The following is a 14,367-nucleotide window of genomic DNA, read 5'->3' on the forward strand; positions in this document are numbered from 1 at the left end:
AGCAGCAACAGTAACGCTGCAAAACGGGGGCGGCAATGGATGCGGTATTTTTGAGTGTGCTGATCTCTGACCGCGATATTCGTGCCGAAATTGATTCCCAACGGATTGTCCTGGACCCGTATGACCCGGTGATGGTCCAGCCGTCCTCCGTGGACGTCCGGATTGACCGGTTCTTCCGGTTGTTCGACAACCACAAGTACGCGCACATCGACCCCGCCGAGGACCAGCCTGAGCTGACGCGGCTGGTGGAAGTGGACGCGGGAGAGCCGTTTATCCTCCATCCGGGTGAGTTCGTGCTCGGCTCCACCTATGAGACCGTCACGCTGCCGGACGATATTGCGGCACGCCTTGAGGGAAAGTCTTCGCTGGGCCGGCTGGGGCTGCTGACGCACTCCACGGCAGGGTTCATCGATCCCGGGTTCTCCGGGCACGTCACGCTGGAGCTTTCCAACATGGCAACGCTGCCCATCAAGCTGTGGCCAGGCATGAAAATCGGCCAGTTGTGCTTCTTCAGGCTGAGCTCGGCCGCGGAATTCCCCTACGGCTCCGGTGAGTATGGCAACCGCTACCAGGGCCAGCGCGGCCCCACCGCCAGCCGCAGCTACCTGAACTTCCACCGCACCGAGATCTGAGAGAGCGTCGCCGGGAAGGCGGCAGGATCTGAGAGAGCGTCAGATGGGGCGGGCGGCCGGCCGCGGTTTTGCCGGGCGGCGCAGCATCTTGACCACGGGCTCCACGTAGCGTGCCGCCAGCGGTCCCATGATGGCCATGATGAGCACGTAGGCCGTGGCCAGTGCGGCGAGGTCGTGCGGCACTACGCCGGACGCTACCGCCAGGCCGGCGATGACGATGGAGAACTCGCCGCGGGCAATCAGTGCGGCCCCTGCGCGGAAACGGCCCGGCAGGGCAATTCCAGCCCGCTTGGCGGCCCAGACTCCCGTGATCATCTTGGTGCCGGCCGTGAGGACCGCCAGGATCAGAGCCCAGCCCAGAACCGGCGGGATGGACGTGGGGTCGGTATTGAGGCCGAAGACCACGAAGAAGATGGCGGCGAACAAGTCCCGCAGCGGCTCCAGGATCCGGGTTGCGCTGTGCGCCGTGGCCCCGGAGATGGCGATGCCCAGCATGAACGCCCCCACTGCGGCCGAGACCTGCATGGCAGCGGCGAGGCCGGCAACCAGGAGCGCGGCGCCGAGGAGGTTCAGCAGGAACACCTCGGAATTCTCGCTGTGCACTGCCTTGGACACATGGTGTCCGTGCCGGAGGGCCACCACCAGCACCACCGTGACCACGGCCAGTGAAATCCCCACGGTCTGGAGTCCCACCAGGAAGCTGACTCCGGCGAGGGTGGCCGTGAGGATGGGCAGGTACACGGCCATCGCCAGGTCCTCGAAGACCAGGATGGAGAGCACCACCGGGGTTTCGCGGTTACCGATCCGGCCGAGGTCCGTGATCACCTTCGCTGCGATGCCGGAGGAGGAGATGTACGTGACGCCGCCCATCACCATGGCTCCCACCAAACCCCACCCGAGCAGGACGGCCAGGGCTGCCCCGGGAATGAAGTTCAGCACGAGGTCCAGGACGCCGGCCTGCCACGACCGGCGCAGCCCCGTAACCAGCTCCGCCGCCGTATATTCCAATCCGAGCATAAGCAGCAGTAGGATGACGCCGATCTCGCTCGAAAGATGTGCGAATTCGTGCATGCCTTCGAGTTTGACCAGGCCGCCGGCCCCGAAAAACAGCCCGCCCACCAGGTACAGGGGAATGGGGGACATCCCGATCCGCCCGGCCAGCCTGGCCAGCAGGCCAAGGCAGAACACGACGGCCCCCAGTTCGATGAGGGTTAGCGCGAGCGGGTCCATGCCGCTCAGCCGTTGCGCAGGATATCGGCCGCCGTATCTAGGCCTTCTTGCGTTCCCACCGCCACGAGCAGGTCACCCGGGTGAAGGACGACGTCGGGTCCGGGGGAGGGGACCACCTCGCCTTCCCGCATGATGGCGACTATGGAGACGCCGCTGCGGGTGCGGATGCAGGCCTTGCCCATGGGCTGGTTATGGAACGGCGAGTCTCCGGCAATGGAGAACTGGCGTGTGACGATCCCGGGGATTTCGCGGTGCTCTTCGGAGAGCTGCATCGCCAGCCGCTGCCCGCCCAGCAGGTTGCCGAGGGCCGCGGCTTCGTCGGCGGTCAGGGGAATGGACGCCTGGCATGTGTCCGGATCGTCCCAGGTGGAAACGATCAGTTCGGTTTGCCCTTCGCGGTACTCCACCACGCCGATCCGGCGTCCCGAAGCGGTCATGAAATCCTTGCGCCTGCCAAGGCCAGGGAGGTCTGTCTCATCCACGTTCATGGCACCAGCCTAGTCCGCGCAGAGGGCGTTGGAGGGCCGAAACGGCGAATTCCCCGCTGCCTGCTCAGGCCGCGGGAACCACCGCGATTTCCACCTTCCCCGGCGGCTTGACCGGCAGCAGCACCAGCAGCCCCGCCAGCAGCACCACCATGATGCCGAGGATGCCCCAGCGCTGGGCTTCCCCCGGCGCCACGAGCGGCGAGGCCACGGCGATGCACAGGGTGAAGAGCGTCGGCGCCAGGAAGCTGACTGCCCGGCCGGTGGTGGCGTAGAGGCCGAAGAGCTCCCCGGATTCGCCATGCGGCGCCAGCCGGGCAAGGTAGGCGCGCGAGGAGGACTGGGCCGGACCCACGAAGAGGCAGAGGAAGAGCCCGAACACCCAGAAGGTGGTGGTGCCTGCCCAGGCCTGCCCGAAGAAGACATAGCTGCCGTTGCCCAGGACCAGGATGACGGTGCCTGCAATCAGCAGTCCGACGAGCGAACCGATGATGACGGCTTTCGGCCCGATGCGGTCGTCCAGGAAGCCGCCGATCATGGCTCCCACCGCGGCCACGATGTTGCCGAAGATCGCGAAGAAAATGACTTCCTTCAGTTCGAAGCCGAAGGTTCCCGCCGCGATGATCCCGCCGAACGTGAAGACGGCGGCCAGCCCGTCCCGGAAGATGGCGCTGGCGAGGAGGAAGAAGATGGTGTGCGGACTGGTGCGGTAGATCGCCTTGATGCGGCGAACCAGCAGCCCGTAGGAGGCCAGGAACCCCAGCTTCGCGGCCTGCTGCTGCCGGGGCAGCTCCGGCACCGCGAACAGCACGGGCAGCGCAAAAATGAAGAACCAGAGGGCTGAGAACACCGCCACGAGGCGGATGTTGAGGCTGTCCTCGGTGGAGGCCCCGAACCACGCGAAGCTGGGCTGGACGAACAGCTGCAGCACGATCAGCAGCGCGACGATGCCGCCCAGGTAGCCCATGCCCCAGCCGAAGCCGCTGACCCTGCCGATGTTCCTGGGGGTGGAAATCTGCGCCAGCATGGCGTTGTAGTTCACCCCGGCAAATTCGAAGAAGACGTTGCCGAGGGCGATGAGCGTGACGCCCAGCAGGAGGAATTCCGGCCGCGGAAAGACAAAGAAGCACAATCCGGTCAGGACCGTGACGGCGGCCGTGTTGAGTCCCAGCCACATCTTCCGGCGGCCGCCGGTGTCCGAACGCTGGCCGGTTACGGGCGCCAGGACGGCGATTGCTGCGCCCGCGATCGCCAGGGCACCGCCCAGCACGGCCGAGGCCTGGTCCTCGCCGCCGAACGCTTTGGACGTCAGGTACACCGTGAACACGAAGGTGGTCATCACGGCGTTGAAGGCGGCAGAACCCCAGTCCCAGGCGGCCCAGGCGAGGACCTTGCCCTTGCTGGTGGCCAGTGTTCCGGACTCCAGCTCGGACGGGGGGTGCGTAGCCGCTGAGGCGGTGACGGGGTTCATAGGCTGAATGCTATCCGCCCCTAGCTAAACGGCGAGTGAAGGGGCGGTGGAAATTCCCCGGCGTCACGGGGAATCCGCTGCCCGGCGGTCGGGTCGCTGGCAAAAGTGTTTGCATCCGCTTGATAAACTGTCTGCACCGAACCTGACGTATGACCGCCTGCTCCAACTTTTGACAATCGAAATCCTGACGTTGCGGAGATACCTGTGATCACAGTCCTTGCCGTGCATTTCGCGGTGGCCGCTGTGGCGCCGTTTCTCTTCAGGAAATTCCGCAGGAACTCGTTCTATGCGCTGGCTGCGGTTCCCGCGGGCTCGTTCGTCTGGCTCCTCTTCCAGCACGGCGCCGTATACCAGGGCGCGGCCGGCCAGCAGGCACCCTCCTCCACGGGCAGCGCCGTCACCGAGCTCCTTCCCTGGATTCCTGAGCTCAAGATCGAGCTCGCGTTCCGGATGGACCCGCTGGCCTGGATCATGTCCCTGCTGGTGCTCGGCGTGGGTGCCCTGGTGCTGGTGTACTGCGCCCGCTACTTCAAGAACAAGGACAGCGACCTCGGCGGCTTCGGCGCCCAGCTCCTGGCGTTTGCCGGGGCGATGTTCGGCCTGGTCACGGCCGATGACCTGCTCCTGATGTTCATCTTCTGGGAACTCACCACCGTCCTGTCCTACCTGCTGATCGGCTACGCCCGCACCAGGCTCTCCGCCAGGCGCTCGGCCCTGCAGGCCCTGATGGTCACCACGGCGGGCGGCCTGGCCATGCTTGTTGGCCTCATCATCCTGGGCTTCAGCGCCGGAACCTACCGGATCTCGTCCATCCTGGAACAGGCTCCCGGGCTGGCCACCGGGCCGGCAGCGGGAGCCGTGGCCGCCGCCGTCGTGCTTATCCTCATCGGTGCCGTGACGAAATCCGCACTGATCCCGTTCCATTTCTGGCTCCCCGGAGCCATGGCGGCGCCCACTCCGGTGAGTGCCTACCTCCACGCCGCGGCCATGGTGAAGGCCGGCGTCTACCTCGTGGCGCGCCTGGCGCCGGGGTTTGCGGAAACGGCCTACTGGCTGCCCATGGTGCTGGGGCTGGGCCTGGCCACCATGCTGGTGGGCGGATACCGCGCGCTCCGGCAGACCGACATCAAGCTCATCCTTGCCTACGGCACGGTCAGCCAGCTGGGCTTCCTCACCATGGTGGTGGGCCTCGGCAAGCCGGACGCCGCGCTGGCCGGGCTGGCCCTGCTCCTGGCCCACGGACTTTTCAAAGCCACCCTGTTCCTGGTGGTGGGTATCATCGACCACCAGTCCGGCACCCGTGACCTCCGCAAGCTGTCCGGCGTCTACAAGTCCTCCCGTGCACTGGCGGTTGTCGCAGCCATCGGTGCCGCCTCAATGGCAGGCATCCCGCCGCTGGCAGGGTTCGTGGCGAAGGAATCGGTGTTCGAGGCCTTCGTGCACTACGGCACCTCAACGGATCCCGCCGGGCCCGGCGCCTGGGGGCCGGTGGTCCTGGCAGGGCTGGTCCTGGGCTCCATCCTCACCTTCGCCTACAGCGCGCGGTTCATGTGGGGTGCCTTCGCCTCGAAGCCGGGCATCGAGCCCACACCGTTCAAGGCCATCAAGCCGTCCTTCCTCGCCGCCCCGGCCCTGCTGAGCCTGCTCACCATCGTTTACGGCCTGTGGCCGGCACCGGTGGACGGGTGGATCCAGCCGTACGCTGCGGAGTTCGTGCACGACGGCGGCGACCCGGCAAGCGCCGCCGGTCACCTTGCACTGTGGCACGGACTTACTCCAGCGCTGGGCCTGACGGCCCTCACGTTCGCGTTCGGCATCGCCATGTTCTACGGCCGCGGCATCGTTGCCCGCGCCCAGGGCCGGGTGCCGGCGTGGGTGGACGGCGACCGGGCCTACCAGATGACGATCGGCGCCCTGGACGACGTTGCCGTCTGGGTCACGGGACGCACGCAGCGTGGTTCGCTGTTCTTCTACCTCTCCGTCATCCTCACCGTGGCCTTCGCACTTCCGCTGACCGCGCTGCTCATTGCCGGCAAGCCGCTGCCGGAGGGACTGTACTTTATCGATCCCAATTCGCCGCTGCAGCTGGTGGCCGGCGCCGGCATCGTGATCGGGGCGCTGGCTGCTGTCCGCGCCAACAAGCGGTTCCTCGCGGTGCTGATGGTCTCCGTGACCGGCTACGGCATCGCCCTGATGTTCGCACTGCAGGGGGCACCGGACCTCGCCCTGACCCAGATGCTGGTGGAAACCATCATCCTGGTGGCGTTCGTCCTGGCCATGCGCAGCCTGCCGGCCGAGCTCCGCGACCGCACCGGCGGCAAGTACCGGGTGATCCGCGTGATCATCGGGGTGGCGTTCGGAATCACCATGATCTTCGTGGCCATCTACGCCATGGGTGCCCGGGTTGCGACGCCCGTCGCGCTGGAGTTCCCGCGGCTGGCCTATGAGGGCGGCGGCGGACTGAACATCGTCAACGTCACCCTGGTGGACATCCGGGCGTGGGACACCTTCGGGGAGATCTCCGTGCTGGCGCTTGCCGCCACCGGCGTGGCCAGCCTCATCTTCGTCAAGGGACGCGGCGACGGACTCCGCGCCTCGTCCTCGGTGGCCGAGGGGACAGTGGGCCGCCGGTCCCACGCAGGGCAAAGTTCCCGGGACAGTGCGGCACTGGCGCTGAGCCGCAAATTCGCCGCATCCACCCGGGACGCCTGGCTGGTGGCCGGGCGCACCATGGCTCCCGAGCGCCGCTCCATCATCTTCGAAGTGGTGACGCGCCTGGTGTTCCACTCGATGATCGTCTTCTCCATCTACCTGCTGCTGGCCGGCCACAACCTGCCCGGCGGCGGCTTCGCCGGCGGGCTGACGGCCGGACTAGCCCTGACCATCCGGTACCTTGCCGGCGGCCGCTTCGAACTGCGCGAGGCCACCCCGGTGGGCGCGGGAACGCTCCTGGGCATCGGTCTGGCCACGGCCGCGGCCTCCGGGGTGGTGCCGCTGCTGCTGGGCGGGCAGGTGTTTCAGAGCGCCATCATCGAACTGTGGCTGCCGGTGTTCGGCGACATCAAGTTCGTCACCTCCACTATTTTCGACATCGGCGTCTACATCGTGGTGGTGGGACTGGTGCTGGACGTGCTGCGCAGCCTGGGCGCCGAAATCGATGAACATTTTGAAGAAAACCCGGCCGGCGAGACCGAAGGGCAGGAACCCGAAGGCGTTCCCGCCGAAACCACCGGGAGGGGGAAGGCATGAGCGTCAACCTGACACTGCTGACGGTCATGGGCGCGCTCTATGCCTGCGGCATCTACCTGATCATGGAACGAAGCCTCACCAGGGTGCTGCTGGGCCTGATGCTTTTGGCCAACGCCACCAACCTGCTGATCCTCGCCACCGGCGGCTACGCCGGCCTGGCGCCCATGTTCAGCAAGGACACGGACCCCCGCGACTACAACGACCCCCTCCCGCAGGCACTGATCCTGACCTCGATCGTGATCTCCTTCGCCGTGACCGCGTTCATGCTGGGCATCATCTACCGGACCTGGGTGCTGGCCCGCCGCGATGAGATCCAGGACGACGTCGAAGACATCCGCGTCGCCGAAACCCCCAGCTTCGATGCCGAGGACGACTCCGAGATTCCGGTCGAGACTTCCGAGTTTCCGCTGACCATGATCGGCTCCGACGGCCGGGGGATTTCCGACTCGGGCGTTTCCGGCTCCGAGGACGGTGGCGCGACCGTGAAGGCGGGCGACCACCGGATCCGGGCCAAGGACGCCGCCGCGGAAGAACAGCCCGGCTCCCAAAACGTGACCCCCGGCCCGGAAGGAGGCGTGAAGTGAACATCGCAAGCTTTGCCCCGCTCGCCGTCGTACTTCCCATCCTCGGCGCCGCCCTGACCTTCGTGCTGATCCGGCACTCGCGGGCCCAGCGGGCCGTCAGCATCACGCTGCTCTCGCTGACCCTCCTGCTGGAGTGTGTGCTGCTGGCCTCAGTCTGGGACGGCGGAACGGCTGCCGTCAACATCGGCGGCTGGCTGCCGCCGTGGGGCATCGTGATGGTGGTGGACCAGTTCTCGTCGCTGATGCTGGTGGTCTCCTCCACCGTCAGCCTCGCCGTGCTGGTGTACGCCACCGGCCAGGGCATGGCCGACGGCGACCAGGACGCCCCGCTGTCGATCTTCCACCCCACCTACCTGATCCTGGTGGCCGGGGTGTCCAACGCCTTCCTGTCAGGGGACCTCTTCAACCTCTATGTGGGTTTCGAGATCCTGCTGACGGCAAGCTACGTGCTGATGACGCTCGGCGGAACGGGCCCGCGCATCCGCGCCGGCGTGACCTATGTGGTGGTCTCCGTGGTGTCGTCCGTCCTGTTCCTGATCGCCATAGCCATGATCTACGGGGCCACCGGAACCATCAACATGGCGGACCTCGCGATCAAGCTCGCAGACCTGGACTCCGGGACGCGGATGCTGCTGCACGTGATGCTGCTGGTGGCCTTCGGCATCAAGGCGGCTGTCTTCCCGCTGTCCTTCTGGCTGCCTGACTCGTATCCCACCGCGCCGGCCCCCGTCACCGCCGTGTTCGCCGGCCTGCTGACCAAGGTGGGCGTCTACGCGATGGTGCGCACCGAGACGCTCCTCTTCCCCGGGGACTCGCTGAACACCCCGCTGATGGTGGCCGCCCTGCTGACCATGGTGGTGGGAATCCTGGGTGCCCTGGCCCAGAGCGACATCAAACGTCTGCTCTCATTCACCCTGGTGAGCCACATCGGCTACATGGTGTTCGGGCTGGCCATGTCCTCCGTGGCAGGGCTTGGCGCGGCGGTGTTCTACGTGGCCCACCACATCACCATCCAGACCAGCCTGTTCCTGGTCACGGGCCTGATCGAACGCCGCGGCGGAAGCTCCTCGATCGACCGTGTGGCCGGCCTGGCCAAGCTGTCCCCGATCCTGGCCCTGCTGTTCTTCATTCCCGCCATGAACCTGGCCGGAATCCCGCCGTTCTCCGGCTTCCTGGGCAAGCTCGGGCTGCTGCAGGCCGGTGTGCAGCTCGGCACCCCGCTGGCCTACGCCCTGGTGATCGGCGGTGTCCTGACCAGCCTGCTGACGCTCCTGGCCATCGCCCGGGTGTGGAACCGCGCGTTCTGGCGCAAGCCCGAGGACGCAGAGAACCCCGACCCCGTGCTGCTGGCCGCCCCCGAGGACTCCGACACCGGCGACCGCGCGGGCAAGCGCAACGTCACGCTGCTGCCGCGGACCATGGTGGGATCCACCCTGGGGCTTGTCGCCTTCGGCGTGGCGCTCACCGTCTTCGCCGGGCCGCTCTTCCGGGTGGCGGACCAGTCGGCCGTGGAGATGCTGGACAGGAGTTCCTACATCCAGGCGGTGCTGGGCGAAAACGCTCCGGTGCCCCCGGTCGCGCAGCCTGAACCTGCGGAACCGCAGCCGGAAAGCCCGCAGCCTGAGGGCCAGCAGCCGGAGGTCCAGAAGTGAACCGCCGACGGATCTCAATCCGGCAGGAACTGCCCCTCCTCGTCTGGCTGGTGTTTGTCTGGGGTGCGCTCTGGCAGGACTTCAGCCCCGGGAACCTCCTGTTCGGAGCCCTCATCGCCGTGGTGGTGGCGCGCTTGTTCTACCTGCCGCCGGTGGAACTGGGCGGCCGGTTCAGCATCGTGCGGGCCGTCCCGTTCGCCATCGTTTTCCTGGGCAAAGTGGTGGCCGCCAGCTTCCAGGTGCTGTACCTGGCGGTGGCCCGCGGGCCCAAGGTGACCAACGCCGTCGTCGCCGTCCAGCTCCGCAGCCATTCGGACCTGATGGTCACTGCCACCGGCCACGTCATCTCGCTGATTCCAGGCTCACTGGTGGTAGAGGTGGACCGCTCCACGTCCACGCTCTACATCCACGGGCTGAACGTGCGGAGCGGGGAGGACATCGTGAACCTGCGCAAGGAAGTCCGGGATGCCGAGGCGGCACTGATCCGGATCATGGGCACGCGTGAAGAACTGGCCGCACTGAAACAGGAGGTGGGCGCATGATGGAAGTCGTCCTGACCGTAACGGCCGTGATCCTGTCGCTCGCGGCAGCCGGGGCCATTGTCCGGATCGCCATCGGCCCGTCGCTGCTGGACCGGGTGCTGGCCTCGGACGTGCTCCTGGCCATCATCGGGGCCACGCTCTGCATCGACATGGCCGTGAACCGGCACCTGAACAACCTGATGCTGCTGGTGGCGCTGTCCATCATCGGGTTCATCGGGTCCGTGACTGTGGCGCGCTTCGTGGCCGACCGGCGGGAGCACCCCAATGAATCCTGAACCATCCGCCGTGGACACCGTCATCGACGCCGTGTCTGCCGTTTTTATGGTGGTGGGCGCCGTGATGTCCCTTGGCGCGGCCATCGGCCTGTTGCGCTTCCCCGACCTGATGAGCAGGATGCACGCTGCCACCAAGCCGCAGGTGCTGGGCCTTTTCCTGCTGCTGGCCTCGGTGGGCCTGCAGCTGCGGACCTGGTGGGTGTGGCCCGCACTGTTCGTGGCGTGGATCTTCCAGGTCCTCACCGTTCCCGTATCCGCGCACATGGTGGGCCGGGCCGGCTACCGCACCAAGCACCTGCACAGGGAGCTGCTGACGACGGACGAACTGGAGGCCGTGGTGCAGAAGGCGGCGGACAAGAAGACCGCCGACGGGCGGGCCGCCGGCGGCCAGGAAGCAGACGAGCGCGCAGCGCACGACGGTCCCGCCGACGACGGCGCGTCATCCTAGCGGGGGGCCGCAGGACGGTTGGGCCTAGACGATGTCCTGGGTCTTGGCGAAGCGGGTGATGGCACGCTGCGTGCCGCGGTTGGCCAGGACCTGGATGATGGCGCTGACAGCGGCCGAGACCAGCGCAAAGGTCAGGGCGCTGCGCAGGGTGGTGGGGACGTCGTTCTTGTCGCCCTTGGGGGGCTTGCGTCCGGTGACCTTTTCCCAGACGACGTCAACGGCCTTCGTGCCGGCAAATCCGGCCAGCAGGCTCACTCCGGTTCCAAGCAGCTTGATGAAAAAACTCATTCCAGTACCCCTAACAGGTGGGAGACGGCGGAAACAGGGCTTCCCCTAGCCTAGCCGCATCAGGCCGCCCCCATCACCGCGCATTGTGACAGCCGCCCCGGGATTTCGCGGGCCCGCGGGTGTAAACTGGTCCACGCCCACAAGGGCGAATTGATACGACAGGGGAGCGTCGCCGTCGGGCATCACTGGAACAGTCCAGGGAACCGGAGGCGGGCGCTGAGAGTGCGGACAGCCGCAGACCCTCGAACCTGATCCGGTTAGTACCGGCGCAAGGGAGTCGAGTTCTCAGAGTGTCCGGCAGCAGGCGGCGGAAGCCGCGGCCCTTGCCGGGAAACACTCTCCCCTCCTGTACCTCAGGAGGAAGACATGACTGATATTTCTGCAAAGCAGGCGTTGCCGCACAGCAAGTACAGCTGGCGCGTGGTGGACATTGTGGTTGCCGCGTTGATCGCAGTGGCCGGCGGCGTCATTTTCTGGGCCTGGTCCCAGGGCGCCGCCGCCGTTACCCCGGCCATGAACGCCGTTTACCCGCCCCTGACCGGCCTCATCGCCGGCGGCTGGATGATTCCCGCCGTCCTGGGCATGCTAATCATCCGCAAGCCCGGAGCCGCACTGTTCTGCGAAACAGTGGCTGCCACCGGTGAGCTGATCATGGGCTCGCAGTACGGTGCCTCCGTGCTGTTCTCCGGCTTCGTGCAGGGGCTCGGCGCCGAAATCATCTTCGCGGTGTTCGTGTACAAGAAGTTCAACCTGCCCGTTTCGCTGCTGGCCGGTGCCGGCGCAGGCCTCTTCTGCGGCCTGAACGACTCGTTCGCTCCGTGGGGCTGGAACGTCGCCTACGCGGCCGGTGACAAGCTGGCCTACATCATTTTCACCGCCATTTCCGGCGCCATTATTGCCGGTGCGCTGTCCTGGATCGCCACCCGCGGCCTGGCCCGGACCGGTGTGCTCAGCTCCTTTGCCTCCCGCAAGGCAGCTACGGAGCCCGTCTTTTCCTGACGAACGCACCCCGCTCATGACATCTTCGGATAACGTCCGCCCGGCTGCGGTCACGGCACGCGGCTGGGGCTGGCGGCACGCCGGCCGGTCCCAGCCCGCCGTCCACGGCCTGGACCTGGACATCCAGCCTGGCGAACGCGTGCTGCTGCTGGGCCCCTCCGGCGCGGGCAAATCAACACTGCTGCACGCCCTGGCCGGGGTACTCGGCGACAGCGACGCCGGCGCCCACCATGAAAGCACGCCGGACGCCGACGACTCGGACGAGACGGGCACCCTCCTGATCGACGGCGCCCCGCCGCGGGCACAGCGCGGCCGCGCCGGCCTGATGCAGCAGGACCCCGAGACGCAGGTGGTCCTGTCCCGCGTGGGGGACGACGTCGCCTTCGGCGCCGAGAATCTGGCCGTGCCCCGCGCGGACATCTGGACGCGCGTGGGAGAAGCGCTCGACGACGTCGGGCTGGCCCACCTGCCGCTGGACCACCCGACGTCGGCCCTCTCCGGCGGGCAGAAGCAGCGCCTTGCGCTTGCCGGCATCCTTGCCATGCGCCCGGGACTGCTGCTCCTCGACGAGCCCACGGCCAACCTTGACCCCCTGGGCGTCCTGGAGGTCAGGGACGCCGTGGGCCGGTGCCTGGACAAAACCGGGGCAACGCTGGTGGTGGTGGAACACCGCGTGGGCGTGTGGAAAGACCTGGTGGACCGGATCGTGGTGCTGCAGCCTGGATCGGCGACGGATTCCGCCGTGCTCCTGGACGGGCCGCCGGACCAGGTCCTGGACCAGGCCCGGGACATGCTCGTGGCCGCCGGCGTCTGGGTGCCCGGGTATGTGCCCGCCACCCGCGCACGCTCCGGTGCCGCGCTGCCGGGTGCCGCGCTGCCGGGTGCCGCGGGGCTGCCCGGTGCGGGGCTGCCCGGTGCGGGCGGGCCCGGTAACGGGAACCTCCTGCTGGCCGCGGAGCACCTCGCCGTTTCCCGCGACCGTCCCCGCCGGCGCCGTTTCAAATCCATTCCGCCGGTCCCGGTGCAGTCGGACATTACGGCGCAGGTCCGGGCCGGGCAGGCGCTGACCATCACAGGCCCCAACGGTTCCGGCAAGTCCACGTTTGCCCTGACCCTCGCTGGGCTGCTGCGCCCGGTGGCCGGCACGGTTTCCGCCACGGTGGACCTCAGCGAAGGCGCCGGCATTGACCCGTACAAGTGGAAAGCGGAGCAGCTGATCGCGAGGATCGGCACCGTGTTCCAGGAGCCGGAGCACCAGTTCGTCACCGGCCGGGTGCTGGATGAGCTGATGTTCGGTCCGCGGCATCTTGGCCATGGTGAGGAACGCGTGGACGAGCTCCTGGAGCGCCTCCGGCTGACTAAACTCGTGGACGCCAACCCCTACACTCTCTCGGGCGGGGAGAAGCGCCGGCTGTCCGTCGCCACCGTGCTGGCCGCCCACCCCCGGGTGCTGATCCTGGACGAGCCCACCTTCGGCCAGGACGCAAACACCTGGGCGGAGTTGGCCTCCTTCCTGTCGGAACTGCTCGACGCCGGCACCGCCGTGGTGTCCGTGACCCACGACCAGGAGTTCAGCGACGTCCTGGGCGGCACCGAGCTGAAACTTGGTGCGCCCGAACTCAAACTCGCCGGGCAGGAACCCGGCCTGCGCAACCCGGAGGTGGCAGCACCATGAGGGAAGCCTTGACCCTGAACGCGAACCACGCCCTGCTCACCCGGGCCAATCCGCTGGCCAAGTTTGCGGTCGTGATGCTGATGACCGTCGTGCTGGCGCTGTCCATCGACTGGGTGTCCGCCTCGGTGGCCCTGGCCTTCGAACTGCTGCTCTTTCCGCTGGCCGGACTGACCGTCGCGTTGCTCTGGCAGCGTGGCTGGCCGCTGATCCTGGCGGCGGCACTGGGCGGCTGGAGCACCTCGATCCTGGCGCCGGACACCGGAACGGTCCTGCTCGACGTCGGCATCTGGTCCATCAGCGAAGGCTCGCTGGAGCTGGGGCTGGGATTCCTGCTGCGGGGACTGGCGATCGCCCTCCCTGCGGTGCTGCTGATGAGCTGCACGGATCCCACGGACCTGGCCGACGCACTGGCCCAGAAGGCGAAGCTGCCGCACCGCTTTGTCCTCGGCACGCTGGCCGCCATGCGGCTCGTGGGGCTGATGGCGGAGGAGTGGCAGACCATCGGCATGGCCCGGCGTGCCCGCGGCGTCGGTTCGCACGGAACGCCTGCACAGCGACTCCGGGCAACGCTCGGACAGAGCTTCGGGCTCCTGGTGCAGGCCATCCGCAGGGCTTCACGGCTGGCAGTCACCATGGAGGCGCGGGGCTTTGGCGGTGCGCAGCGGACGTGGGCGCGGGAGTCCACGTACAGCATCCTGGACGTCTGGGTGGTCCTCGGCGGGCTGTTGATTGCGGTCGCGGCTGTATGGGCGGCGGTCAGCGCCGGGACCTGGAACATGGTGTTCCTGGAGCAGAAATAGGCCGCACGTCACCGATATATCGCACGAAGTGGATAAT

Annotated in this window: 14 protein-coding genes and 1 riboswitch; of the genes, 10 read left to right on the forward strand and 4 right to left on the reverse strand. The window is 67.4% G+C overall.

Annotated elements, in window-relative coordinates; translation table 11 throughout:
* The first annotated feature begins 56 nt into the window (after nt 1-56).
* Nucleotides 57-632 (forward strand): dCTP deaminase, encoded by a 576-nt coding sequence (gene dcd / locus AC6JAC_RS01610; RefSeq protein ID WP_028270970.1) that lies wholly within the window; start codon nt 57-59, stop codon nt 630-632.
* 39 nt (nt 633-671) lie between these two features.
* Here dcd and AC6JAC_RS01615 read toward each other — a convergent pair whose 3' ends face one another.
* From AC6JAC_RS01615 to AC6JAC_RS01625, 3 genes are all read right to left on the reverse strand, one after another.
* Entirely contained in the window at nt 672-1,862 is a 1,191-nt protein-coding gene (locus tag AC6JAC_RS01615) for a cation:proton antiporter (protein ID WP_055807042.1), read from the reverse strand.
* 5 nt (nt 1,863-1,867) lie between these two features.
* Nucleotides 1,868-2,350, reverse strand: a complete 483-nt coding sequence (locus AC6JAC_RS01620; protein ID WP_028270968.1) for a cation:proton antiporter regulatory subunit — start codon at nt 2,348-2,350, stop codon at nt 1,868-1,870.
* Nucleotides 2,351-2,414: 64 nt separating this feature from the next.
* Entirely contained in the window at nt 2,415-3,818 is a 1,404-nt protein-coding gene (locus AC6JAC_RS01625; RefSeq protein WP_497963192.1) for an MFS transporter, read from the reverse strand.
* Between the two features lie 204 nt (nt 3,819-4,022).
* On the opposite strand from AC6JAC_RS01625, the gene AC6JAC_RS01630 reads away from it, so the two are divergent.
* From AC6JAC_RS01630 to mnhG, 6 genes are read left to right on the forward strand one after another with little or no spacing between them, the layout of a single operon-like run.
* Nucleotides 4,023-7,067: a Na+/H+ antiporter subunit A gene (locus AC6JAC_RS01630; RefSeq protein WP_454699737.1), complete on the forward strand. Its 3,045-nt coding sequence runs from the start codon at nt 4,023-4,025 to the stop codon at nt 7,065-7,067.
* Nucleotides 7,064-7,651, forward strand: a complete 588-nt coding sequence (locus AC6JAC_RS01635; RefSeq protein ID WP_028270965.1) for a Na(+)/H(+) antiporter subunit C — start codon at nt 7,064-7,066, stop codon at nt 7,649-7,651. Before AC6JAC_RS01630 ends, AC6JAC_RS01635 begins: the two co-directional genes overlap by 4 nt.
* Nucleotides 7,648-9,303 (forward strand): Na+/H+ antiporter subunit D, encoded by a 1,656-nt coding sequence (locus AC6JAC_RS01640; protein ID WP_028270964.1) that lies wholly within the window; start codon nt 7,648-7,650, stop codon nt 9,301-9,303. Before AC6JAC_RS01635 ends, AC6JAC_RS01640 begins: the two co-directional genes overlap by 4 nt.
* On the forward strand, nt 9,300-9,845 hold the full coding sequence (locus AC6JAC_RS01645; protein WP_347898564.1) for a Na+/H+ antiporter subunit E: 546 nt from the start codon (nt 9,300-9,302) through the stop codon (nt 9,843-9,845). Before AC6JAC_RS01640 ends, AC6JAC_RS01645 begins: the two co-directional genes overlap by 4 nt.
* Nucleotides 9,842-10,120, forward strand: a complete 279-nt coding sequence (locus AC6JAC_RS01650; RefSeq protein ID WP_028270962.1) for an MrpF/PhaF family protein — start codon at nt 9,842-9,844, stop codon at nt 10,118-10,120. Before AC6JAC_RS01645 ends, AC6JAC_RS01650 begins: the two co-directional genes overlap by 4 nt.
* Nucleotides 10,110-10,568: a monovalent cation/H(+) antiporter subunit G gene (mnhG, locus tag AC6JAC_RS01655; protein WP_497963195.1), complete on the forward strand. Its 459-nt coding sequence runs from the start codon at nt 10,110-10,112 to the stop codon at nt 10,566-10,568. The genes AC6JAC_RS01650 and mnhG overlap by 11 nt, the downstream gene beginning before the upstream one ends.
* 24 nt (nt 10,569-10,592) lie before the next feature.
* On the opposite strand, the gene AC6JAC_RS01660 is transcribed toward mnhG, so the two are convergent.
* A complete protein-coding gene (locus AC6JAC_RS01660; protein WP_028270961.1) occupies nt 10,593-10,856 on the reverse strand; it encodes a DUF4235 domain-containing protein in 264 nt (87 codons plus the stop codon).
* A gap of 150 nt (nt 10,857-11,006) precedes the next feature.
* Nucleotides 11,007-11,149, forward strand: a riboswitch (TPP riboswitch).
* A 73-nt stretch (nt 11,150-11,222) separates the two neighbouring features.
* Here AC6JAC_RS01660 and AC6JAC_RS01665 point away from each other — a divergent pair.
* Genes AC6JAC_RS01665 through AC6JAC_RS01675 form a run of 3 tightly spaced genes read left to right on the forward strand, consistent with a single transcriptional unit; the run spans nt 11,223 to nt 14,330 of the window.
* The gene (locus AC6JAC_RS01665; protein WP_028270960.1) at nt 11,223-11,855 is read left to right on the forward strand and encodes an ECF transporter S component; all 633 of its coding nucleotides are present in this window, start codon (nt 11,223-11,225) and stop codon (nt 11,853-11,855) included.
* 16 nt (nt 11,856-11,871) lie between these two features.
* Nucleotides 11,872-13,530, forward strand: coding sequence for an ABC transporter ATP-binding protein (locus AC6JAC_RS01670; RefSeq protein ID WP_497963197.1), 1,659 nt, complete (start codon nt 11,872-11,874; stop codon nt 13,528-13,530).
* Complete coding sequence (locus tag AC6JAC_RS01675) at nt 13,527-14,330, forward strand: energy-coupling factor transporter transmembrane component T family protein (RefSeq protein WP_028270958.1); 804 nt, start codon at nt 13,527-13,529, stop codon at nt 14,328-14,330. Before AC6JAC_RS01670 ends, AC6JAC_RS01675 begins: the two co-directional genes overlap by 4 nt.
* Nucleotides 14,331-14,367: the final 37 nt, after the last annotated feature.

Source organism: Arthrobacter sp. KUASC02 (assembly GCF_059739395.1).

Excerpts from the sequence above, each read along its gene's own strand:
- AC6JAC_RS01615 (WP_055807042.1), bottom strand. The coding sequence starts at position 1,862 with ATGGACCCGCTCGCGCTAACCCTCATCGAACTGGGGGCCGTCGTGTTC.
- AC6JAC_RS01620 (WP_028270968.1), bottom strand. The coding sequence starts at position 2,350 with ATGAACGTGGATGAGACAGACCTCCCTGGCCTTGGCAGGCGCAAGGAT.
- AC6JAC_RS01625 (WP_497963192.1), bottom strand. The coding sequence starts at position 3,818 with ATGAACCCCGTCACCGCCTCAGCGGCTACGCACCCCCCGTCCGAGCTG.
- AC6JAC_RS01635 (WP_028270965.1), top strand. The coding sequence starts at position 7,064 with ATGAGCGTCAACCTGACACTGCTGACGGTCATGGGCGCGCTCTATGCC.
- AC6JAC_RS01650 (WP_028270962.1), top strand. The coding sequence starts at position 9,842 with ATGATGGAAGTCGTCCTGACCGTAACGGCCGTGATCCTGTCGCTCGCG.
- mnhG (WP_497963195.1), top strand. The coding sequence starts at position 10,110 with ATGAATCCTGAACCATCCGCCGTGGACACCGTCATCGACGCCGTGTCT.
- AC6JAC_RS01660 (WP_028270961.1), bottom strand. The coding sequence starts at position 10,856 with ATGAGTTTTTTCATCAAGCTGCTTGGAACCGGAGTGAGCCTGCTGGCC.
- AC6JAC_RS01665 (WP_028270960.1), top strand. The coding sequence starts at position 11,223 with ATGACTGATATTTCTGCAAAGCAGGCGTTGCCGCACAGCAAGTACAGC.
- AC6JAC_RS01670 (WP_497963197.1), top strand. The coding sequence starts at position 11,872 with ATGACATCTTCGGATAACGTCCGCCCGGCTGCGGTCACGGCACGCGGC.
- AC6JAC_RS01675 (WP_028270958.1), top strand. The coding sequence starts at position 13,527 with ATGAGGGAAGCCTTGACCCTGAACGCGAACCACGCCCTGCTCACCCGG.